Here is a 20892-nt window from a genome sequence, read left to right as displayed (position 1 = left end):
GGTGGGAACCGGCGCGCTGGGCCATACGGCTAGGCGTACGCCGTGATGTCCTTCACCACGGCGAAGCCCAGCCCGTACGCGCTCATGCCCCTGCCGTAGGCGCCCAGGTGCACACCCGCCGGGGTGGATCCGGCGAGCACCCAGCCGAACTCCGACTCCCGGTAGTGGAAGGGGGTGGGCACGCCGTCCACGGGCAGGGACAGGGTGGACCACTCGGGGCCGGAGAGGTCGTCGGCCAGGGCCCACGCCGTCTCCGTCTGCTGCTCCAGCCAGTCGTCGCGCAGGCTGTGGTCCATCTGGCCGGGCCAGGTGAAGGACAGCAGGCCCACCCCGGCCAGCCAGGCCGCCGAGGAGACCGAGGTGGCCTCCAGCAGCCCCGTGCCGTCGGCGCTCCTGCGGGACGGGTTCGCGGCCACGGTGACCACGACCGCGAACTTCTCCCTCGGCTCGTCCCCGGACGCGGCGACGTGCTCGTTGCGTACGGAGGGTTCGTCGCCGTGCCCGATCGACCCGTGCTCGACGGCGCCGTCGGCCGCCATACCGACCTGCATCAGCCGGCGCGGCCCCGTGAACGCCTCGTCGAGGCCGTACCAAGGGAAGGGCGCCAGCAGGTAGCCGTCGACCGTGCGCCGGGCGGAGGCGGACTGCTGTCCGCCCTCCGCGGCCGGCGCCTGCGCGACTGACCGACTTGTCGTCTCCATGTGCCCGGACGCCTCCTAGCTCTCGTCGGACCGGGGCGGCCCGCCCCCCTTCGGACGTACTCGCCCGGTCCGCACAACAACTCGGCAGCATATCCACACCACCGCGCGCGACAGGGAAGCCGCCCGGCGCGTGGGACACACCGGGGGCCGTTCGGGCCGTCCACGGGGACGCGCCGAGTATGAGACGTGTCACGAACCGCGCAGGCGTACGAGACTCAGGTGGCGTCCGCGTCGAAGGGCGGGCGGTCCTGCTTGCCGGGCTCCTCCGGCTTCTTCGTCATGTCGACACGCCCGCCGGAGGAACCGGACGACGGCGCCTCGCTCTCCCGGCTGTGGACCGCGTCGGTGACCTCGGCCATCTCCTTCTTCAGGTCGAAGCCGTTGCGGATCTCCTTCAGCCCCAGGTCGTCGCTGTCCAGGTGCTTGCGGACGAACGTCTTGGGGTTGAGGTCCTCGAACTCGAAGTCCTTGAACTCGGGGCCCAGTTCCTGCCGGATGTCCTGCTTGGCGTTCTCGGAGAACTCACGGATCTTCCGGATGGTGCGCATGACGTCCTGGATGACCTTCGGGAGCTTGTCCGGACCGAAGACGAGCACGGCGAGCACGATGATCGTCACCAGCTCGAGTGGTCCTATGTCATTGAACACCTGAAGCTCCTCGCGATGTCCTCGGTCCTCGGCCCTCAGCGGTCTGCGGTGCGGGTCTTCCGTGGTCCGGGCCGGATCCACGGTACCCGGCGTACCAGTCCGACCGGTACCGTCCCGAGGCGTCCGACCGGGTGCGGGCAGTCGGTTTTCCGGGTTGTTTGCCTTGCCGGGCCGTCGGACCGGCCCTTGCTGTGCGGTTCCTGTCAGCCGCCGGGGGACGACCCCAGTACGAGAGAGACCTCCCGCGTACGGCCGTCGCGGCGGACCGTGAGGCGCAGGCGGTCGCCGGGACGGTGCGCGCGGGTCCTGATGATCAGCTCGTCGCCGGAGTGGACGGCCCTGCCGTCGACCTCGGTGACGACGTCGCCCGGCTTCAGGCCGGCCCGGTCACCGGGGCCGCCGGCGGTGACCGCGGGGCCGCCGTCGCCGCCCTTGGTACCGATGCGGGCGCCGTCGCCGGTGTAGTCCATGTCGAGGGTGACGCCGATCACCGGGTGGGTCGCCCGCCCCGTGTTGATCAGTTCCTCCGCGACGCGTCTGGCCTGGTTGACGGGGATGGCGAAGCCGAGGCCTATGGACCCGGCCTGGCCGTCCCCGGAGTCCGAGCCGCTGTCCGCGGAACGGATGGCCGAGTTGATGCCGACCACCCGGGCCCGGGAGTCGAGCAGGGGCCCGCCGGAGTTGCCGGGGTTGATCGGGGCGTCGGTCTGCAGTGCGTCGACGTACGACACATCGCTGCCGTCCCCCTGCTCACCGCCCGCCGTGATGGGCCGTTCCGTGGCGCTGATGATGCCGGAGGTGACGGTGCCCGCCAGGTCGAACGGGGCGCCGATGGCGACGACCGGGTCGCCCACCCGGACGTTGTCGGAGTTGCCGAGGGGCAGCGGGGTGAGCCCGCGTACCCCGCCGACCTGGACGACCGCCAGGTCGTAGCCGGTGTCGCGGCCGACGATCCGGGCCTTGGCGGTGGCGCCGCCGCTGAAGGTCACCGTGATGTCGCCGTCGGCCGCGGCGGGCCGGACGACGTGGTTGTTGGTGAGGATGTGGCCGCGTGTGTCGAGGACGAAGCCGGTGCCGGTGTCCTGCTCGTCACCGCCCTTCACGTGCAGCGTGACGACACTGGGCAGGGCGCGGGCGGCGATCCCCGCCACGCTGTCCGCGGGGCGCCCGGCGGGCTCCTTGCCGGCCTGGGGCAGCCGCACGGTCCCGGTCCCGCCCTCACGCTCCAGATACGCGCCCACGACACCGCCGACGCCCCCGGAGACCAGCGCGAGCGCCAGCGCCCCGCCCGCGAGGAGCCGCCTGGCCCGCCCGCGCCGCTGCCGGACCGTGGGCACGGCGGCACCGGTCTGCTGGAGCGGAGCGTGGGCGGGTGCCGGGGCCGGCGCCGGGGCCGCCCAGGGGTCGTAGCGGTGCCACGGGTCGGAGGGCGGCGAGGCGGCCGGTGCGGTGGGCTCGGCGGGCGGCGGCTGGAGCGGAGCGGGCGCTCCCGGGGGGCCGGGAAGCGGCGGGCCCGCGGGCGCCTGGAACGCCGTGCCGTGGGCCGGTGTCGCCGCCGGATGGCGGACCGGCGGGGCAGGCGCCCACGGGCCCGGCCTGCCGTACGGCGGGGTGCTGTACGGATCCGGGTCGTGCAGGGGCTTGGGGCGGTCGGCGGACCCGGGTACCGGCGCGGCGGAGCCCGGCTCCACCGCGGGCGGGCCCGTCGGCTCATCCGCGTCGGGCGCCGACGGGCCGGCCAGTACGAAGTCACCCCCGGCCGGATCGCCGGAGCCCGTCGCGGGCCGTGCCGACCCGAAGTCGCCGTCGGCCGGTGCGCCGCCCGGCGTGGGCGTGCCCTCCTCAGCCTTCCCCGGCCGGACCCCGTTCCCCTCGTTCATGCTCTCCCCACGGCCCGCCGCGGCCCGGCTCGTCGACGGTGGCCGCGGATCGTCGATTCCGTGCCCCGGTCCCCGCCGCGGGCACGGCCCACACAGGATTCAACCAGGTGTGCGGGCCGTGGCGCAGAGGCCGGTCAGGGGGCGGGGCGGGAGGGGGCGGACGAGGAGGACGGGGAGGGCCCGGACGCCGTGCCGGGGACCGGTGCGGCGAGCAGGCCGGGGCCGGAGACGTCGCGGGCGGAGGACCACGAGGTGAGGGCGAGCGGCGGGGTCGCGTCGAGCGGCCGTATCAGCGGGGACATCACGGCCGCACCGACCACCACCGGTGTGGTCAGCGTGATCTCACGGTCGCGGGCGGTGGTGGGCGACGGCAGCCCGGGCAGCAGCGGCGCCGAAACCGAGGTCGGTGCCGTCGGTGTCGCCGCCAGCCGTGTGCTCTGCGCCATCAGCGGCGCGGTCGTGCGGCGGCGCTGTTTCTCGGGTGCCGGTGTCGCACCCGTGCCCGCCGTGCGGGCCGGGGCCACGCTGCCACCGGTGCCGGCTCCGCCACGGGCGTCCGCGGCCGGGTCGGCGGGGAAGCCGGCGGTCACCCCGCCCAGTGCGACAGCGGCCAGCGACACCGCCCCGGCGGCGACGAACGCGAAGCGCCGCCCGCGCGAGGCGGAGCGGTCGGCGTCCGGGCGGCCGACGGGGTGGATGCGGAAGCCGCGGTCGACGGAGGCGGAGGTGTGCGGGCGGGTCGGGACGTAACCGAACTCGAACGGTTCGCCCCGGCTCACGCCGAAGACCCCGGCTCCGGAGGATCGTCCGGGGAATCCGGCCCCGCCCGGCGGCGTGCCGCCGCCGTCCGGGTCACCTCCCCCCGGGAGGCCCTGGAGACGGGCCAGGAAGCTCTCGGAAGGCGGCGGAGGGGCCGCCTCCGCGAAGACGTTCTTCAGTCGGCGCTGGGCGTCCGCCTCCGCCTTGCACCGGGCACAGGTGGCCAGGTGGGCCAGGACGCGCTCACGCGACTCATGACCGAGCTCCCCGTCGACCAGGGCGGAGAGTCGGTCTCCCAGGTGCTGCTCTGCCAGGTGTCCCTCGGCAGGTTTCGGCCGTGATCCACTCACGCGGTCGCGCCCCCTCCTCCCAGGACGGGGACACGGGCCGCGAAGGAGCGCCGCCCGGCCGGCCGGGCCTGGGGCGCGCGGTGCGCCAGGGCCTTGCGGAGCTGGGAGCGGCCGCGGTGGATCCGGGAACGGACCGTGCCGAGCTTCACGCCGAGGGTCGCGGCGATCTCCTCGTACGACAGCCCTTCGATGTCGCACAGGACGACCGCGGCGCGGAACTCCGGCGCGAGGGTGTCCAGCGCCTGCTGGACGTCCGCGTCGAAGTGCGCGTCGTTGAAGGCCTGCTGCGGGGTCGGCTCCTTGCTGGGCAGCCGCTCGGCCGCGTCCTCGCCGAGGGCGTCGAAACGGATGCGCTGCTTGCGCCGGACCATGTCCAGGAAGAGGTTGGTGGTGATGCGGTGCAGCCAGCCCTCGAAGGTGCCGGGCGAGTACGTCGACAGGGAACGGAAGACGCGGACGAAGACCTCCTGGGTGAGGTCCTCGGCGTCGTGCTGGTTACCCGTGAGACGGTACGCCAGCCGGTACACCCGGCCGCTGTGCGTGCTGACGATCTCCTCCCAGGTGGGCGGAGTCCACGCCTGCCCGTCCGCGTCGGTGGAGAAGGTCGCGGTCTGGGCGACGTCGGCCGTGTGGCCGTGGTCGGCAGCGGTGTCGTTCACGGATTTCGGCCTGCCCGCCGATCCGAGGAAGCGCCGTAGCACTCCTCCCCGATCCACAGGCGCGGCCGCACCTCCCCTGTCGGCTCTGGTGGTGTCCAGTGGAGTCCCTACCATAGCCACCTCGTCCGTTAGCTCCGGATAAGCAGTTTTACGAGAATTTGATCTGGGCTGATACGGCTCATGCGGCTGCGTCAGCACTTGCTCGTCGCTCTGATCCACCTCTTACCCCCCGCCAGGTCCCCCGTCGCTCGCTCATCCTGTTAAACGCCTGGTCCCATCTGCGGGTTCCCGGGGCAACGGATACAGTCACGCCCAGGCAACCACGGGACAGGAGAGGGTCATTACCGGCAACCGGCAGACGAGCTGGGCGTTCGTCGACGCCTTTGTCGCCGAGGACGACGCACTGCGCTGGGCCCGCGACCGGGCCCGGGACGCCGGGCTGCGCTCGGTGTCGCCCGGCACGGGCGCCGCGCTGCGGCTGCTCGCGGCCACCGTGGACGCCAAGGCGGTCGCGGAGATCGGCACCGGTACCGGCGTCTCCGGGCTCCACCTGCTGCACGGGATGCGGCCGGACGGGGTGCTGACCACCGTGGATCCGGAGCCCGAGCACCAGCAGTTCGCGCGGCAGGCCTTCCGTGCCTGCGGCTTCGCCAGCAACCGCGCCCGCTTCATCCCCGGGCCCGCCCTGGACGTGCTGCCCCGCCTCGCGGACGCCGGCTACGACCTGGTCTTCTGCGACGGCGACCGCCTCGAGTACCTCGACTACCTCGCCGAATCGTTGCGTCTGCTGCGTCCGGGCGGCGTGGTGGTGTTCGAGGGCGTCTTCGGCAACGGCCGGACGGTGGACTCGGGACCGCAGCCCACCGAGGTGCTGCGCCTGCGGGAGCTGCTGCGCACGGTCCGGGAGAGCCCGGAACTGGTGCCGTCCCTGCTGCCGGTGGGCGACGGACTGCTGTGCGCGGTCAAGCGGTGAGCGGCATGCGCGGACGCGGGTGCGGGCGTGTGCCCTCGGGCCCGCCGGGAGGCGTGAGTGCCGTGGCGGCGGGTACGCGAGGAGCGGGGTAGATCCGGGGAACGCGACTGCCCCGGCACCGGGGCGGTGTCGGGGCAGCCGGAAGGATAGGGTCGCTTGCGCGTCAGACGACGACCTTCTTGAGGGCGTCTCCGAGCGCCTCGGCCTCGTCGGGGGTCAGCTCGACGACGAGCCGACCGCCGCCTTCGAGCGGAACGCGCATGACAATGCCCCGCCCCTCCTTGGTCACCTCGAGCGGGCCATCACCCGTCCGCGGCTTCATGGCCGCCATGCTCGTTCCCCTTCCTGAAACCCAGCTCATCGTCAGCCGACGGCCCTGGGAGGGCACGCGCGGTCCGGCAGGACACGCAAGACACCGGCATCGAACACATTGCTTCCCAGCCATTATCCCGCATCTCAGGACCCGATGACCAACATCAGTAGGCATCGCTTGGGCAACGCGCGCGAGCAAAACCACTCAATTCGGCGATGTGACTGCGATACTGCGCAGCCGCACCCAGACCCGGCGTCCGGATACCGGACGGCTTTCTTTGACGCAGGTCACACGTCGGGTCCGGTACGCCGACGATGATCTCGGCCATGCTGTCCTTCAGACACGGGACGTACCGTCCGGTACGCCCCAGCCGCGACACCGAAGGGGATACGCCATGGCCGACACCGTGCTCTACGAGGTCAGCGACGGGCTCGCGACGATCACGCTGAACCGCCCCCAGGCGATGAACGCGCTGAACATCGCGGCCAAGGTCGCCCTCCGGGACGCGGCACAGGCGGCGGCCTCCGACGACGCCGTGCGGGCGGTGCTGCTGACCGCGGCCGGGGACCGGGCGTTCTGCGTGGGGCAGGACCTCAAAGAGCACATCGGACTGCTGGCCACCGACCGGGAGACCGGGTCGGGACACACGATGAGCACCGTGCGGGAGCACTACAACCCGATCGTGCGGGCCCTCGCCGACGCCCCCAAGCCGGTGGTCGCGGCGGTCAACGGGGTCGCGGCGGGGGCGGGCTTCGGCTTCGCGCTCGCGGCCGACTACCGGGTGGTGGCGGACACGGCGTCCTTCAACACGTCCTTCGCGGGCGTGGCCCTGACCGCCGACTCCGGGATCTCCTGGACCCTGCCGCGGGTCGTCGGCCCGGGCCGGGCGGCCGACCTGCTGCTCTTCCCGCGCAGCATCACCGCGCAGGAGGCGTACGAGCTCGGGATCGCCAACCGTCTCGTAGCCGCCGACGAGCTGCGGGCCGAGGCGGAGAAGGCGGCGCGGGCGCTGGCCGCGGGCCCGACCGTGGCGTACGCGGCACTCAAGGAGGCCGTGGCCTACGGGCTCACCCACTCCCTCGAGGAGACCCTCGAGAAGGAGGACGAGCTCCAGACGCGGGCGGGCCGGTCCGAGGACCACGCGATCGCGGTGCAGGCCTTCGTGAACAAGGAGCGGCCGAAGTACCTGGGGCGGTGAGGTCCCGGATGCCTGGGCGGCGCCGTCCCGGCGGCGTCGTCCGGCCGGTCAGGCCCGTCTCGCCACGCACGCCTGGAGATGGTCGTCCACCAGACCGCACGCCTGCATCAGGGCGTACGCCGTGGTCGGGCCCACGAAGCGCAGGCCCCGCTTCTTCAGTGCCTTGGACAGGGCGGTCGACTCCGGGGTGATCGCCGGGACGTCGGCCAGGGTCTCGGGGGCGGTGCGGCCGGCCGGGTCCGGCGCGTGGGACCAGATCAGTTCGTCCAGCTCGCCCGGCGACCAGTCGGCCAGCACGCGCGCGTTGGCGAGCGTCGCGTCGACCTTGGCGCGGTTGCGGATGATGCCGGGGTCGGCGAGGAGGCGTACGCGGTCCTCGTCGGTGAAGGCGGCCACCGCGGCGATCTTGAAGTCGGCGAACGCGGCGCGGAAGCCCGGACGGCGGCGCAGGATCGTGATCCAGGACAGGCCCGACTGGAAGGCCTCCAGGCTGAGGCGCTCGTAGAGGGCGTCGTCGCCGTGGACCGGGCGGCCCCACTCCTCGTCGTGGTACGACACGTACTCGGTGGCGGACAGCGCCCAGGGGCAGCGCAGGGCGCCGTCCGGGCCGGCGAGGGCGGTGCCGTCGCTCACTGCTGTCCCTCCTGGGCGGGCTTGTCGGCCGGGGCGTGGGCCGCGGCCCGGGCACCGGCCAGCGCGGACTCCAGGTCGGCGATACGGGCGTCCCGCTCGGCGAGTTCGGCACCGAGGCGGCCGAGCGCGTCGTCCACGTCGGCCATGCGGTAGCCGCGGGGGGCGAGCGGGAACCGGAGGCTCTCCACATCCGCGCGGCCGACCGGGCGGTCCGGCGGCAGCCGGTCCTCCAGACGCTCCGGGGCGGCCTCGGGCAACGGACCGCTCTCGCCGCCGCCCACCACGGCGAGTGTCACCGCGGCGACCACGACGGCGAGCGCGACGACCAGGAACAAGAACATAACCATCGCTGAGGGTCCCCACGCTCGGTGTGCTCGGTGTCGAAAGTGTCTGGGTCCGATCGTGCCATGCGACGCTGACGGTTACGGTCACAGGCGGCCGTTGACCGGTATGCACGAGGAGAGGTCACAGGGGATGCTCAGGCTGGGCAGGCGGGAATTCGGACCGCACGAGCCGGTGGTCATGGCGATCGTGAACCGGACTCCGGACTCCTTCTACGACCAGGGAGCCACGTTCCGGGACGAACCGGCGCTCGCGCGCGTGGAACAGGCGGTGGCCGAGGGAGCCGCGATCATCGACATCGGCGGGGTGAAGGCCGGGCCCGGCGAGGAGGTGTCGGCGCGGGAGGAGGCGCGGCGCACGGTCGGCTTCGTGGCGGAGGTACGACGGCGCTTCCCCGACGTGGTGATCAGCGTGGACACCTGGCGCGCCGAGGTCGGCGAGGCGGTCTGCGAGGCCGGGGCGGATCTGCTGAACGACGCGTGGGGCGGGGTGGACCCGGCACTGGCGGAGGTCGCCGCGCGGTACGGGGCGGGGCTGGTGTGCACGCATGCGGGGGGCGCCGAGCCGCGTACCCGGCCGCATCGCGTGACGTACGACGACGTCATGGCGGACATCCTGCGGGTGACGGTGGGGCTGGCCGAGCGGGCGGTCGCGCTCGGAGTGCCGCGCGAGTCGGTACTGATCGATCCCGGGCACGACTTCGGCAAGAACACGCGGCACAGCCTGGAGGCGACGCGGCGGCTGGGGGAGATGGTCGGCACGGGGTGGCCGGTGCTGGTGTCGCTGTCGAACAAGGACTTCGTGGGGGAGACGCTGGACCGGCCGGTCAAGGAGCGGCTGGTGGGGACGCTGGCGACGACGGCGGTCTCGGCGTGGCTGGGGGCGCAGGTGTACCGGGTGCACGAGGTGGCGGAGACGCGGCAGGTGCTGGAGATGGTGGCGTCCATCGCGGGCCACCGGCCTCCGGCGGTGGCCCGGCGGGGGCTGGCCTAGGTTTCCCGGTTCCGGCCGGGTTTTCCTCGCCCCCGCCGCCCCTGCCCTTCCCGTCCCCAGGGGCTGCGCCCCTTCGACCCCGCCAGGGGGCTGCGCCCCCCGTCCACCGCGGGGCTCCGCCCCTGCACCCCGCCGGGTCGGCACCCTGCACCGCGCCCGGTCTCCACCCTGCACCCCGACGGGCTCCGCCCCGGACCCCGTCGGCCTGAACTGCCTTGTCCCGGGCTCTCCCGTCGGGGGCCTCCGGGCGGGCTGAAAGCCCGCTAGCGGCCTGCCTCCTTCGACACCAGGGCCACTGCCTCGTCCACCTCGTCCGTGACGTGGAAGAGGAGCAGGTCCTTGTCCGCGGCCTTGCCCTGGGCCACGACGGTGTCCTTGAGCCAGGACGCGAGGCCGCCCCAGTACGCGCTGCCGAAGAGGACGATGGGGAAGCGGGTGACCTTCTGGGTCTGGACGAGGGTGAGGGCCTCGAAGAGTTCGTCGAGGGTGCCGAGGCCGCCGGGGAGGACCACGAAGCCCTGGGCGTACTTGACGAACATCATCTTGCGGACGAAGAAGTACCGGAAGTTGAGCCCGATGTCGACGTACGGGTTGAGGCCCTGCTCGAAGGGCAGCTCGATGCCGAGGCCGACCGAGGTGCCGCCCGCCTCGCAGGCGCCCTTGTTGGCCGCCTCCATGGCTCCCGGGCCGCCGCCCGTGATGACCGCCCAGCCCGCCTGGACCAGGCCGCGGCCGAGGCGGACGCCGGCGTCGTACTCCGGGGAGTCGACCGGCGTCCGCGCCGAGCCGAACACACTGATCGCGGGAGGGAGTTCGGCGAGGGTGCCGAAGCCCTCGATGAACTCCGACTGGATGCGCAGGACCCGCCACGGGTCGGTGTGCACCCAGTCGGTGGGAGCCCGCTCGTCCAGCAGCCGCTGGTCCGTCGTGCTCGCGGTCACCTGGCCACGCCGCCGGAGGACCGGTCCCAGCCGCTGCTCCTCCGGTGGCTGCTTCTTGCCCTCGGGGTTGCCGGTAGCCATGTGCGCTCCCTCCGCTTGCGGGTCGTTCCGCCTCAGCCTAGATCGCCGGGGGTTACGGACGGGGGACGTGAGCGTGTCCGCCTCGAAGTTCCGTCCCGGACCGTCACCGGGTGAGCCAGCCCCGCAGGCGCTCCTCGGCCGAGAGGATCTTCGCCGTTTCGACCCGTTCGTCCCGCTTGTGCGCCAAGTGCGGGTTGCCGGGACCGTAGTTGACCGCGGGGACGCCCAGGGCCGAGAAGCGGGAGACGTCCGTCCAGCCGTACTTGGGCTGCGGGGTGCCGCCGACCGCCTCGATGAACTCCACCGCCGCCGGGTGGGACAGCCCGGGCAGCGCCCCGCCGCTGAGGTCGTCCACCACGAACTCCTCGACACCGCAGCCGGCGAAGACCTCGCGGACGTGCGCGACGGCCTCCTCCTCCGTACGGTCGGGCGCGAAGCGGAAGTTGACCGTGACCACGCATTCGTCGGGGATGACGTTGCCGGCCACACCGCCGCCGATGCCCACCGCGTTCAGGCCCTCGCGGTACTCCAGGCCGTCGATGACCGGGTGCCGCGGCTCGTAGGAGGCCAGGCGGGCCAGAATGGGGGCGGCCGCGTGGATCGCGTTGGAGCCCATCCAGCCGCGCGCGGAGTGGGCCCGCTCCCCCTTGGTCCTGAGCAGGACCCGCAGGGTGCCCTGGCAGCCGCCCTCGACCTGCCCGTCCGACGGCTCCAGCAGCACCGCGAAGTCGCCCGCGAGCCAGTCCGGGTGGGCCTCGGACACCTGCTTGAGGCCGTTCAGGTCGGCGGTGACCTCCTCGTTGTCGTAGAAGACGAAGGTGAGGTCGCGGTTGGGGGCCGGGACCGTCGCCGCGATGCGGAGCTGCACCGCGACGCCGGACTTCATGTCGCAGGTGCCGCAGCCCCACAGCACGCCGTCGTCGTCCAGCCGGGAGGGCACGTTGCCGGCGATGGGGACCGTGTCGATGTGGCCCGCCAGGATCACCCGCTCGCTCCGACCGAGGTCCGTGCGGGCGATCACGTTGTTGCCGTACCGGTCGACCGCCAGATGCGGCAGGGCCCGCAGCGCCGCCTCGATCGCGTCCGCGAGCGGCTTCTCGGTGCCGCTCTCCGAGGGGAAGTCGACCAGCCGCGCGGTGAGCTCGGCGGCGTCCAGGGTCAGGTCAAGGGTGCTGTCGGCCATGCCGTCGACCCTAACCCGCCCGCGCCGCACCCGGCGTGGGGTCCACGGCGCTCTCCAGTACCCTCATCGCGTGTCAGAGCCGTCCCCCACTCCCCAACGCCGCGGCCGCCTCCTGCGTTGCCTGGCGGCCCTCCTGGTCCTGCTCGCCGTCGCGGGCTACCTCGTGGTGCAGTACGTCAACGGCGGCCCCGGCGCTCCGGGCTGCAAGGTCGTCTCGTCCGAGGAGGGCGGGGCGTCGTACCGGTTCACGCCCGAGCAGGCGGTGAACGCGGCGACGATCGCCGCCGTCGGCACCGGGCGCGACATGCCCGAGCGGGCGGTCACCATCGCGCTGGCGACCGCGTTGCAGGAGTCGGGTCTGCGCAACATAGAGCACGGCGACCGGGATTCGCTGGGGCTCTTCCAGCAGCGGCCCTCGCAGGGCTGGGGCACCCAGAAGCAGATCATGGACCCGACGTACGCGGCGGGCATCTTCTACGAGCACCTGGCCAAGGTCCCCGGCTACACGGAGCTGCCGCTCACCGTGGCCGCGCAGCGCGTGCAGCGCAGCGGCTTCCCGGAAGCGTACGCCAAGCACGAGCCGGACGCCGCCCTGCTCGCCGCGGCCCTGACGGGGCAGGCGGCGGCCTCGCTGACCTGCGACGGGCGGCCGGGGACACAGGTGGCGGCCACCGGCCCGGACGCGGTGCGGGCCGCACTGGTGCGCGACTTCGGGCGCGACGCGTTCGAGGAGGCCGGCGCCGAGGTGGGCGGCCAGGGGACGGCGCCTTCGAAGAAGCCTTCCCCGAGCGTGACCGCCGAGGCGCGCGGGCGGACCGTGACCGTGCCGGTGCCCGCCGACGACGCGCCGGCGGGCGGCACGGACACCAAGCCGCCGACGCGGCGGACCGAACGGGAGCGCGGCTGGCAGCTGGCGCACTGGGCGGTGGCCAACTCCTCCGCCCTGCGCATCGAGCGGGTGTCGTACGCCGGCCGGCAGTGGACCGCCGGGAGCACGGACAGCCAGTGGCGCAGCACCGCGTCGGCGGGCACCAAGGGGGCCGAGGCGTCCGCGGGTGCCGTGCGGATCGTGACCGGACAGTAGTACGGGCACTCACCCGCCGGGGTTACCCGGTTCGGGTCGCGGACGGGGGTGCGCGGGTTTTCGCATGGCCATCCTCGATGTCACCCGAACCCTTGGGGGACCAGGGCGGTAAGGATTCTGCGGGCGGCCGGGGAGGGCACCCTTTGCCCGCTTTTATCCACAGCAGATAATGCGATGCGTTACCCATTCTTTACCTCAGGCCTCCGCAACCTTCGGGGCGCTCGAGCGGTAGTCACTGCGTCCGAGTCCGGACGATCAGTCCCATCGTTCCCTCCGTCGAAGGAGCATCATGTCCCTCCCCCTGACCCGCCGGATCGCCCGTGCCGCGCTGCTCGTCGCAGCGGGAGCGGCTGCCGGGGTCGGTGCGGCCGGCTCTGCCGGCGCGGCCACGAACCTGCCCGCCACCACGCCGGACCTCGGCGGGCTGACCGCACTGGACGGGGCCAAGGCCGGCAATGCCGTCGACAGCACCACGCAGCACGTCACCAAGGTCGCGGGTGAGACCGGCGGCCAGGCGGTCAAGAAGGCGGTGCCGGCCGCGGGCAAGGCCGGCGGCAAGGTCCTGAAGAAGGCGACGCCGGCCGCGCAGAAGACGGCCGGGGACGTGGCGGGAACCGCCGGCGGTGTCCTGGGTGACACGGCCTCGTCGGCCACCAAGGGCGGGCTGCCCACGGACGCCCTCACCAAGGGCGGGCTGACGGGCAAGGGCGGACTGCCGACGACCTCGCTGCCGGCCGCCAAGGGTGTGCAGCTGGGCGGCTGAGCCCGGCCGCTGCTCGCCTCCGGCGGCGGGGTCCCGGGGAGCGCCCTGCGACCCCGCCGCCTGCGCGTGCGTACGCCGGAGACGGCCGGGCGGCTACTCGGCCAGCCTGCGTACCGCCGCCGCCACGCGTTCGTCCGTCGCCGTGAACGCGACGCGGACGAACTTCTCACCCGCCGGACCGTAGAAGTCGCCCGGCGCGACGAGGATGCCGCGTTCGGCCAGGTGGGCGACGGTGGACCAGCAGGACTCGTCGCGGGTGGCCCACAGGTACAGGCTGGCCTCGCTGTGTTCGATGCGGAAGCCGTGGGCGAGGAGGGCGTCGCGCAGGGCGGTGCGCCGGGCCGCGTAGCGCTCGCGCTGTTCGTGCACGTGGGTGTCGTCGCCCAGGGCCGCCACGGCCGCCGCCTGGGTGGGCGCCGAGGTCATCATGCCGCCGTGCTTGCGGATCTCCAGGAGCGGGCCCAGGACGGCCGGGTCGCCGGCCAGGAAGGCCGCGCGGTAGCCCGCCAGGTTGGAGCGCTTGGAGAGCGAGTGGACGGCCACGATGCCGTCGTACGAGCCGCCGTTCACCTCCGGGTGCAGGACCGAGACCGGGTCGGCCTCCCAGCCCAGCTCGAGGTAGCACTCGTCGGAGACCAGCAGCACGCCGTGCTCACGGGCCCAGGCGACGATCCGGGTCAGCTCGTCCTTGGCCAGCACCTGGCCGGTGGGGTTGGAGGGCGAGTTCAGCCAGAGGAGCTTCAGGCCCTCCGGGTCCAGCTCGGTCGGGCCCGGCGCGTCAGCGCCTGGTGTCAGCGAGTAGGCCTCGTGGTCCGCTCGGGCGAGCCGGGCGCCGACCTCGTACGTCGGATAGGCCAGCCGGGGGAAGGCGACCCGGTCGCCGGGGCCGAGGCCCAGCTGGGTGGGCAGCCAGGCCACCAGCTCCTTGGAGCCGACGACCGGCAGGACGTGGCGGTGGGTGACCTCACGGGCGCCAAGGCGGCGCTCCAGCCAGCCCGTGATGGCGTCGCGCAGCGCCGGGGTGCCCCAGACCGTCGGATAGCCCGGGGAGTCGGCCGCGGCGATCAGGGCCTTCTGGACGAGCTCGGGCACGGGGTCGACGGGGGTGCCGACGGACAGGTCGACGATGCCGTCGGGGTGCGCGGCGGCCGTCTTCTTGTACGGCTCCAGCTTGTCCCAGGGGAAGGCCGGGAGCCGGTCGGAGACTGCGGACACGGGATCTCGCTCACTTTCGTCGGTACGGCAAACGCCTCGGTCCCGTGCGGCCGTGATCGGTCGATCAGGCCGTACGGGACCGAGGCGGCGCGGAATCGGGCCGCTGGGCCGCCTAGCGCGTCACTCGCCCTGCGGCGGCAGCGCGGCGATGAGCGGGTGGTCCCGCTCGATCAGACCCAGCTTGCTGGCGCCGCCCGGGGAGCCGAGCTCGTCGAAGAACTCGACGTTCGCCTTGTAGTAGTCCTTCCACTCCTCCGGAGTGTCGTCCTCGTAGAAGATCGCCTCGACCGGGCAGACCGGCTCACAGGCACCACAGTCGACGCATTCGTCCGGGTGGATGTACAAGGACCGCTGGCCCTCGTAGATGCAGTCGACCGGGCACTCCTCGATGCACGCCTTGTCCTTCACGTCGACACAAGGCTGCGCGATGACGTAGGTCACGCTGTCGTTCCTCCTCGATAGGGCGCTGGCGGGCCTCCTCAGGCTCCGCCGCCTGGCGCGCGGGAGCGCGGCGTCGTCGATGCCCGCCCCTAGTATCTCCGTTCTTGGGCATGATCCGAACAGGAGGGGTGAACTGACCGGTGGAAATCTCGGCCGCAGGGCGCTTCGAGGTCCGTATCACCACTGCTGACGTGGGAAAACGGGTCTCGGTGCGACGCTTGAACGACGCTGAAGCCCCCGTCGAGAAGTTCACCGACACGGTCGGTGTTCTCACATCATGGGACAACGGCGTGCTGCTGATCACACAGCGGGACGGCCGAAGTGTCCGGATCCCGGAATCCCTGCTGGTGGCGGGCAAGGTGATACCGGCAGCCCCGGCGCGTCGGCGGGGCCCCGCCGCGTCCTACGCCGAGCTGGCCCACGTCGCGTCCCGGGCGTGGCGTCCGGTGGAGAGCGAGCGGCTCGGGGGGTGGGAGCTGCGGGCCGCCAGGGGGTTCACGCGGCGGGCGAACAGTGTGCTGCCGGCCGGGGATCCCGGTCTGCCTCTCGACGAAGCCCTCGCGGTCGTACGACGCTGGTACGGCGAACGCGGACTCCCCGCGTACGTCCAGACCGCGACCGGCGCCGAGGGCACGCAGGAACTGCTCTGCGCCGAGCTGGAGCGGCGCGGCTGGGTGCGCGAGGTGACCGCCGAGCTGTGGATCGGCGCGCTGGCGCCGGTCGGCGACCGGGCCGAGGGCGCCGGGGTGCTGCTGGCCCGGACGGCGGACGAGGCGTGGCTGGCGCGGTATCAGCGCGAAGGGGTGAGTGAGGTGGCCCTGAGGGTGCTGCACGGCGGGCCGTCGGTGTGGTTCGCGACCGTCCCCGGGGAGGCGGGCGGTACGCCGCTCGCCATCGGCCGGTGTGTCGTGGACGGGCGGTGGGCCGGGTTCGCCGCCGTCGAGGTCGACCCGGCCGGGCGGCGCCGCGGGCTGGCCACCGGTGTGATGGCCGCGCTCGCCCGCAAGGCCCTGGAAGAGGGTGCCTCGGCGGCCTGGCTGCAGGTCGAGACGGACAACGAGGCGGCACGGGCGCTCTACGCCGGCCTGGGCTTCTCGGCGCACCACGCGTACCACCACTACCGGGCGCCGGATCCCTCCGGTGCCCGGCGGCACGGATCGGCGTGAGGGGGGCAGGTGCCAGTCATGCGTCCCCCCTGTCCCCCACCGCCGGAACGCTCCGCCGAACTGCGGCGGCGGTTCGCCGAGGAGGCGCGGTCCGAGCGGCCCGACCTGTCGGCGCTGTGTCTGCTGCTCGCCGCGCAGGCGGACGGCTCCCTGGACGAGGCCGGCACGGACGCGGCGCAGATGGAGCTGGACCGGCTCGCGGGACAGCTGCCGTTCCGGCCGGGCGGGCCGCGCGCGTGGGCGACGGCGCTGTGCGAGCTGCTCGGTGACCGGTACGGGTTCCGGGGCTGCGCCGCGGACTACCAGCGGCTGGAGTCGTCGCTGCTGCACGAGGTGCTCCGGCGGCGGCGCGGGCTGCCGATCCTGCTGTCGGTGGTCTGGATGGAGGTCGCCCGGCGGGCGGGCGCGCCGGTGTACGGGGTCGCGCTGCCCGGGCACTTCGTGGTGGGGTTCGGTGCGGCGGCGGAGCAGGTGCTCGCCGATCCGTTCGACGGGGGGCGGGTGCTGACGGGAGCCGACGCGGAGGTGATGGTGGTCGGCGCCACGGGCGCTCCGCCGGTCCCGGAGATGCTGGAGCCGGCCGATCCGCTGGACGTGGTGGTGCGGATCCTCAACAACGTCCGGGCGTGGGCCGCGGCCCGGCCGGAGCGGTCGGACGTCGGGCTGTGGGCCGTGGAGCTGTCACTGCTGCTGCCGTCCCATCCGGCCCGGCTGCGCTACGAGCGGGCGCAGCTGCTCGTGCAGCGCGGTGACTTCGTCGGCGGCGCGGCCGAACTCGACGCGTACGCCGAGCTGGTGGAGGTCGTGGACGGGACGGCCGCGGACCGGGTACGGCAACAGGCGCACGCGGCGCGGGCGATGCTCAACTAGGGGGCGGCGCCGGTGTGTGCCCGCGGAGGAGCGGGTGCGGGCCCGGGCCACCGGTCACAGCCAGCCCTTCTCCCGCGCCATCCGTACCGCCTCCGCCCTGTTCCTGACCGCGAGCTTCTGGATCGCCGTCGAGAGGTAGTTGCGTACCGTCCCCTGGGACAGGTGCAGGGCGGCTGCCAGCTCGGCGTTGGTGGAGCCGTCGGCGGCGGCCCGGAGGACCTCGCGTTCGCGGTCGGTCAGGGGGTTGGCGCCCTCGGCCAGGGCCGCCGCGGCGAGGACGGGGTCGATGACGCGCTCGCCGGCCAGCACCTTGCGCACCGCCTCGGCGAGCTGGGCCGCGGGGGCGTCCTTGACGAGGAAGGCGTCGGCGCCCGCCTCCATGGCGCTGCGCAGATAGCCGGGGCGGCCGAAGGTGGTGAGCACGACCAGCTTGACCGCGGGCAGCTCCTGGTGGACCCGCGCGGCGGCCTCGATGCCGGTGCAGCCCGGCATCTCGATGTCGAGCAGGGCGACGTCCACGCCGTGTTCGCGGGCCGCGGCCAGTACCTCGTCCCCGCGTGACACCTGGACGACGACGTCGATGTCGTCCTCCAGGCCGAGCAGGGCGGCCAGCGCCTCCCGGACCATCGACTGGTCCTCGGCGAGGAGGACCTTGATCGTGCTGCTCATGCCCGGGATCCTACGTCCACCCCGGGGGCCGCGGGCACACGGGCGGCCAGCCGGAAACCGTGCCTGCCCCGGCCCGCCTCGAGGGTGCCGCCGGCCTTCTCCAGGCGTTCGGTCAGACCGGTCAGGCCGTTGCCGGGCGCCTTGCCGGAGCCGCCCGATCCGTCGTCCTCGACGACGAGTTCGAGGACGGAGCCGTCGAGGGTCTGGCGGCGCAGCACCTGAACCGTGCAGCGGCCGGCGCCGCTGTGCCGTACGACGTTGGTGACCGCCTCGCGCAGCGCCCAGGCGAGGGCGGCCTCGGTCTCCTCGGGGACACCGGCGAGGTCGGGTTCGGCGGGCACCTCGGCGACGACCCCGGCGGCGGTCAGGGCGACCTGGGCGCCGGCGAGTTCGGCGGCCAGGCGGGGGCGGCGGTAGCCGGTGACCGCCTCGCGGACGTCGACGAGGGCCTGCCGGCTGACCTGCTCGATGTCGGCGACCTGCTGGGCCGCCTTGTCCGGGTGGCCGGGGAGCATGCGGCCCGCCAGCTCGCTCTTGAGCGTGATGAGGGAGAGCGAGTGGCCGAGCAGGTCGTGCAGGTCGCGGGCGAGGCGGAGCCGTTCCTCGTTGGCGGCGAGCTGGGCGACGGTGGCCCGGGCCTTGCGCAGTTCCACGGTCGTACGGATGAGCTGGACGACCCCCGTCATGGCGAACCCGATGAGCAGCACCAGGATGAGCAGGTTCCAGGCCTCCTCCTCGCCGACGTGCAGGCCGACCAGGAGCATCGTCCCGGCCGTCGCGGGGATCGCCCAGCGCGCGATCCGCAGCGGCAGGGTCGCCCCGCAGGCGACCGAGACGTAGCAGTACAGGCCGAACCAGTGCGGGCCGAGCGTGTAGCACAGCAGGGTCGCCAGCAGGGCGAGGGCGATGATCAGGCCGGCGACGAGCCGGGGGGCCGGCGGTGTGCCCATGTTCCGGAAGACCAGGACCAGGTAGCCCCCGACGAAGACCGTCAGGCCCAGCCCGCCGGCCGCGGTGCCCGCGGCGGTGTGGCTCCCGGAGACGAGGTCGTGGACCGGCGAGCTGAGGAAGACCAGCCAGACGCCGATCCACAGGACCTTGCGCAGCAGCACCTCCCGGCGGCCGCCGGGCGACTGTCCCAGAGGGATCGGCGACTCCCTCCGGGGCTCCCCGGACAGCGGGGCTTCGGTCATCGCGCTCACGCCTTCAGCGTGTCCTTCCGGTACAGCCAGGCCGCACCACCGGCGAAGAGGACGAAGAACACCACGAGGACGGCGATGTCCTGGGCGTGCGGGGCCTGGCTCTGTTCGATCGCCCGTCCGAGAGCAGCGTACGCGTGGGTGGGCAGCCATTTCGCGATGGCCTGGAGCCAGGCCGGGAAGGTGGAGGACGGGAACCACAGGCCGCCGAGTATCGACAGGCCGAAGTAGATGATCATCGTGAGCGGGCGTACCGCGTCCCCGGAGGCGAGGTAGCCGATGGCGACGCCGAGCGCGGCGAAGACCAGGCTGCCGGCCCAGATCGCACCGGTGAGGGCGAGCCACTGCCAGGTGTCCAGGCGTACGCCCTTCACGGCGGCGGCGACCAGGAAGACGACCACGATGGACGGCAGGCTGACGACGGCGGCACTGGCGGTCTTGGCGAGTACGTATCCCCGCCCGGGCAGCGGGGTGAGCCGCAGCTGGCGCACCCAGCCGTTCTCCCGCTCCTTGGCGATGCGTTCGCTGTTGCCCATCAGGACGGCGGTCAGGGCGCCGAAGGAGGCCATGGAGACCATGACGTAGGCCGCGACGGTCAGACCGGTGCCGTCGACCTTGCCGTCGGTGCCGCTCTGGTTCGAGGCGAGCAGGAAGATGACCGACGGGTAGATCACCGAGAAGAACAGGAACTTGCGGTTGCGCAGGGAGCGCGCGAGTTCCAGCTTGATGAGACTGTTCACGGCTGCGTGACCTCCTTGGCCTCCTCGGCCTCCGTGATGGCGACGAAGGCCTGCTCCAGCCCGAGCCCGGCGACTTCGAGGTTGCGGGGGTAGACGCCCAGGCCGTACAGGGCGTGCACGGTGGCGTCGGCGTCGGTGGACTGGATGCGGACGGTCTGCCCGGATACGCCGATGGTGGTGAGGAACGGCAGACCGCGCAGGGCGGCCTCGTCGATCCCGCCCTCCAGGTCGAAGGAGATGCGGCGGGCGCCCGCCTTGGCCTTGATCTCGGCGGCGGTGCCGTCGGCCAGCAGCCGGCCCCGGTGCAGGACGAGCACCCGGTCGGCGATGGCGTCGGCCTCTTCGAGGTAGTGCGTGGCGAACAGCACGGTCCGTCCCCGGTCGGCCTGTTCGCGCATGGTGGCCCAGAAGGCCTGGCGGGCGGAGACGTCCATGCCGGTGGTCGGCTCGTCCAGGACGATCAGGTCGCTGTCGCCGGCGGTGGCGAGGGCGAAGCGGACCCGCTGGGCCTGGCCGCCGGAGAGCTTGTTGACCTTGCGGTCGGCGATCTGGGAGACGCCCGCGCGGGCGAGCACGTCGGCGGCCTCGTACGGCCTCGGGTGCAGATCGCAGGCGAGTTTGACCAGTTCGGCGACGGTCACCTCGTCCATCAGTCCGCCGCTCTGCAGCATGGCGCCCACCCGGCCGGCGACGATCGCCTCCCGCGGGCTGGTGCCGAAGACGCTGACCGTGCCGCCGTCGGGCCGCTTCAGGCCGAGCAGCAGGTCGAGGGTGGTGGACTTGCCCGCGCCGTTCGGGCCCAGCAGGGCCACGGTCTCGCCCGGGTGCAGCCGGAGCGAGAGCCCGTCCACGGCCCGTGTGCTCCCGTACGTCTTGCTCACCTGATCGAACCCGACCACCGGGGTGGTGGTGGGCGCCGTTGTCGTCGTCATGGCGTACATCCTGGCCGCGGGGGCCGGGCCGCCGTCAGTGTCGGCGGTCCTGAGTGCCGGATGACAGATGTCATGTGCCGGACGTGACTGTGATGCGCGGGGCGTGACATGACGAAGAGGGGGGGGGCCGGGGCGGCGGCGGGGCCCCACCGACGGAGGC

24 protein-coding genes are annotated in these 20892 nt (G+C 73.2%); 7 read left to right on the top strand and 17 right to left on the bottom strand.

The features are described from left to right. Positions 1-29: 29 nt before the first annotated feature. The 5 genes from ABZX30_RS22300 to sigE form a co-directional block, all read right to left on the bottom strand. Positions 30-701, bottom strand: a complete 672-nt coding sequence (locus tag ABZX30_RS22300; RefSeq protein ID WP_355935961.1) for a hypothetical protein — start codon at positions 699-701, stop codon at positions 30-32. A 215-nt stretch (positions 702-916) separates the two neighbouring features. Further along, the gene (locus ABZX30_RS22295) at positions 917-1348 is read right to left on the bottom strand and encodes a sec-independent translocase (protein ID WP_355935959.1); all 432 of its coding nucleotides are present in this window, start codon (positions 1346-1348) and stop codon (positions 917-919) included. A gap of 203 nt (positions 1349-1551) precedes the next feature. Next, entirely contained in the window at positions 1552-3228 is a 1677-nt protein-coding gene (locus tag ABZX30_RS22290) for a trypsin-like peptidase domain-containing protein (RefSeq protein ID WP_355935956.1), read from the bottom strand. A gap of 134 nt (positions 3229-3362) precedes the next feature. Continuing rightward, positions 3363-4337: a zf-HC2 domain-containing protein gene (locus ABZX30_RS22285; RefSeq protein ID WP_355935954.1), complete on the bottom strand. Its 975-nt coding sequence runs from the start codon at positions 4335-4337 to the stop codon at positions 3363-3365. Continuing rightward, positions 4334-5038, bottom strand: coding sequence for an RNA polymerase sigma factor SigE (sigE, locus tag ABZX30_RS22280; protein WP_355936057.1), 705 nt, complete (start codon positions 5036-5038; stop codon positions 4334-4336). The genes ABZX30_RS22285 and sigE overlap by 4 nt, the downstream gene beginning before the upstream one ends. Before the next feature lie 226 nt (positions 5039-5264). On the opposite strand from sigE, the gene ABZX30_RS22275 reads away from it, so the two are divergent. Then, positions 5265-5969, top strand: a complete 705-nt coding sequence (locus tag ABZX30_RS22275; RefSeq protein WP_355936055.1) for an O-methyltransferase — start codon at positions 5265-5267, stop codon at positions 5967-5969. 163 nt (positions 5970-6132) lie between these two features. Here the strand turns inward: ABZX30_RS22275 and ABZX30_RS22270 are convergent, their stop codons facing one another. Together ABZX30_RS22270 and ABZX30_RS22265 are read right to left on the bottom strand one after the other, a co-directional pair. Then, a complete protein-coding gene (locus ABZX30_RS22270) occupies positions 6133-6300 on the bottom strand; it encodes a DUF3117 domain-containing protein (RefSeq protein ID WP_018544333.1) in 168 nt (55 codons plus the stop codon). Positions 6301-6445: 145 nt separating this feature from the next. Beyond that, positions 6446-6610, bottom strand: coding sequence for a hypothetical protein (locus ABZX30_RS22265; protein ID WP_355935951.1), 165 nt, complete (start codon positions 6608-6610; stop codon positions 6446-6448). Between the two features lie 66 nt (positions 6611-6676). Here ABZX30_RS22265 and ABZX30_RS22260 point away from each other — a divergent pair, with 66 nt between their 5' ends. Further along, the gene (locus tag ABZX30_RS22260) at positions 6677-7480 is read left to right on the top strand and encodes an enoyl-CoA hydratase-related protein (protein ID WP_355935948.1); all 804 of its coding nucleotides are present in this window, start codon (positions 6677-6679) and stop codon (positions 7478-7480) included. 48 nt (positions 7481-7528) lie between these two features. On the opposite strand, the gene ABZX30_RS22255 is transcribed toward ABZX30_RS22260, so the two are convergent. Beyond that, entirely contained in the window at positions 7529-8113 is a 585-nt protein-coding gene (locus ABZX30_RS22255; protein WP_355935945.1) for a DNA-3-methyladenine glycosylase I, read from the bottom strand. Then, on the bottom strand, positions 8110-8460 hold the full coding sequence (locus ABZX30_RS22250) for a DivIVA domain-containing protein (RefSeq protein WP_355935942.1): 351 nt from the start codon (positions 8458-8460) through the stop codon (positions 8110-8112). The genes ABZX30_RS22255 and ABZX30_RS22250 overlap by 4 nt, the downstream gene beginning before the upstream one ends. Before the next feature lie 127 nt (positions 8461-8587). Here ABZX30_RS22250 and folP point away from each other — a divergent pair, with 127 nt between their 5' ends. Then, the gene (gene folP / locus ABZX30_RS22245) at positions 8588-9448 is read left to right on the top strand and encodes a dihydropteroate synthase (protein ID WP_355936052.1); all 861 of its coding nucleotides are present in this window, start codon (positions 8588-8590) and stop codon (positions 9446-9448) included. Positions 9449-9711: 263 nt separating this feature from the next. On the opposite strand, the gene ABZX30_RS22240 is transcribed toward folP, so the two are convergent. Continuing rightward, a complete protein-coding gene (locus ABZX30_RS22240; RefSeq protein WP_355935940.1) occupies positions 9712-10470 on the bottom strand; it encodes a TIGR00730 family Rossman fold protein in 759 nt (252 codons plus the stop codon). Between the two features lie 103 nt (positions 10471-10573). Further along, positions 10574-11653: a succinyl-diaminopimelate desuccinylase gene (gene dapE, locus ABZX30_RS22235; protein ID WP_355935937.1), complete on the bottom strand. Its 1080-nt coding sequence runs from the start codon at positions 11651-11653 to the stop codon at positions 10574-10576. Between the two features lie 70 nt (positions 11654-11723). Here dapE and ABZX30_RS22230 point away from each other — a divergent pair, with 70 nt between their 5' ends. Together ABZX30_RS22230 and ABZX30_RS22225 are read left to right on the top strand one after the other, a co-directional pair. After that, positions 11724-12737 (top strand): heavy metal transporter, encoded by a 1014-nt coding sequence (locus ABZX30_RS22230; protein WP_355935936.1) that lies wholly within the window; start codon positions 11724-11726, stop codon positions 12735-12737. Positions 12738-13026: 289 nt separating this feature from the next. Next, on the top strand, positions 13027-13500 hold the full coding sequence (locus ABZX30_RS22225) for an ATP-binding protein (RefSeq protein ID WP_355935933.1): 474 nt from the start codon (positions 13027-13029) through the stop codon (positions 13498-13500). Positions 13501-13593: 93 nt separating this feature from the next. Here ABZX30_RS22225 and ABZX30_RS22220 read toward each other — a convergent pair whose 3' ends face one another. Both ABZX30_RS22220 and fdxA read right to left on the bottom strand, forming a co-directional pair. Then, positions 13594-14715 (bottom strand): bifunctional succinyldiaminopimelate transaminase/glutamate-prephenate aminotransferase, encoded by a 1122-nt coding sequence (locus ABZX30_RS22220; RefSeq protein WP_355935932.1) that lies wholly within the window; start codon positions 14713-14715, stop codon positions 13594-13596. Positions 14716-14835: 120 nt separating this feature from the next. Next, entirely contained in the window at positions 14836-15156 is a 321-nt protein-coding gene (gene fdxA, locus ABZX30_RS22215) for a ferredoxin (RefSeq protein WP_355935930.1), read from the bottom strand. 140 nt (positions 15157-15296) lie between these two features. Between fdxA and ABZX30_RS22210 the strand changes: the two genes are divergently transcribed. Both ABZX30_RS22210 and ABZX30_RS22205 read left to right on the top strand, forming a co-directional pair. Further along, positions 15297-16322, top strand: a complete 1026-nt coding sequence (locus tag ABZX30_RS22210; RefSeq protein WP_355935927.1) for a GNAT family N-acetyltransferase — start codon at positions 15297-15299, stop codon at positions 16320-16322. Between the two features lie 18 nt (positions 16323-16340). After that, positions 16341-17192, top strand: a complete 852-nt coding sequence (locus tag ABZX30_RS22205; protein ID WP_355935925.1) for a transglutaminase-like domain-containing protein — start codon at positions 16341-16343, stop codon at positions 17190-17192. Positions 17193-17246: 54 nt separating this feature from the next. Here ABZX30_RS22205 and ABZX30_RS22200 read toward each other — a convergent pair whose 3' ends face one another. From ABZX30_RS22200 to ABZX30_RS22185, 4 genes are read right to left on the bottom strand one after another with little or no spacing between them, the layout of a single operon-like run. Beyond that, positions 17247-17861 carry a response regulator transcription factor gene (locus tag ABZX30_RS22200; protein WP_355935922.1) on the bottom strand — a complete coding sequence of 205 codons (615 nt, stop codon included), beginning with the start codon at positions 17859-17861 and terminating at the stop codon, positions 17247-17249. Then, positions 17858-19054: a sensor histidine kinase gene (locus tag ABZX30_RS22195; protein WP_355936049.1), complete on the bottom strand. Its 1197-nt coding sequence runs from the start codon at positions 19052-19054 to the stop codon at positions 17858-17860. Before ABZX30_RS22195 ends, ABZX30_RS22200 begins: the two co-directional genes overlap by 4 nt. A gap of 5 nt (positions 19055-19059) precedes the next feature. Further along, a complete protein-coding gene (locus ABZX30_RS22190; RefSeq protein ID WP_355935921.1) occupies positions 19060-19800 on the bottom strand; it encodes an ABC transporter permease in 741 nt (246 codons plus the stop codon). Then, on the bottom strand, positions 19797-20741 hold the full coding sequence (locus ABZX30_RS22185) for an ABC transporter ATP-binding protein (protein WP_355935918.1): 945 nt from the start codon (positions 20739-20741) through the stop codon (positions 19797-19799). Before ABZX30_RS22185 ends, ABZX30_RS22190 begins: the two co-directional genes overlap by 4 nt. Between the last annotated feature and the right edge of the window lie 151 nt (positions 20742-20892).

The sequence above is a fragment of the Streptomyces sp. NPDC004542 genome (assembly GCF_040610035.1).
GTDB lineage: Bacteria > Actinomycetota > Actinomycetes > Streptomycetales > Streptomycetaceae > Streptomyces.
This window is presented reverse-complemented; position numbering and strand designations above follow the sequence as displayed.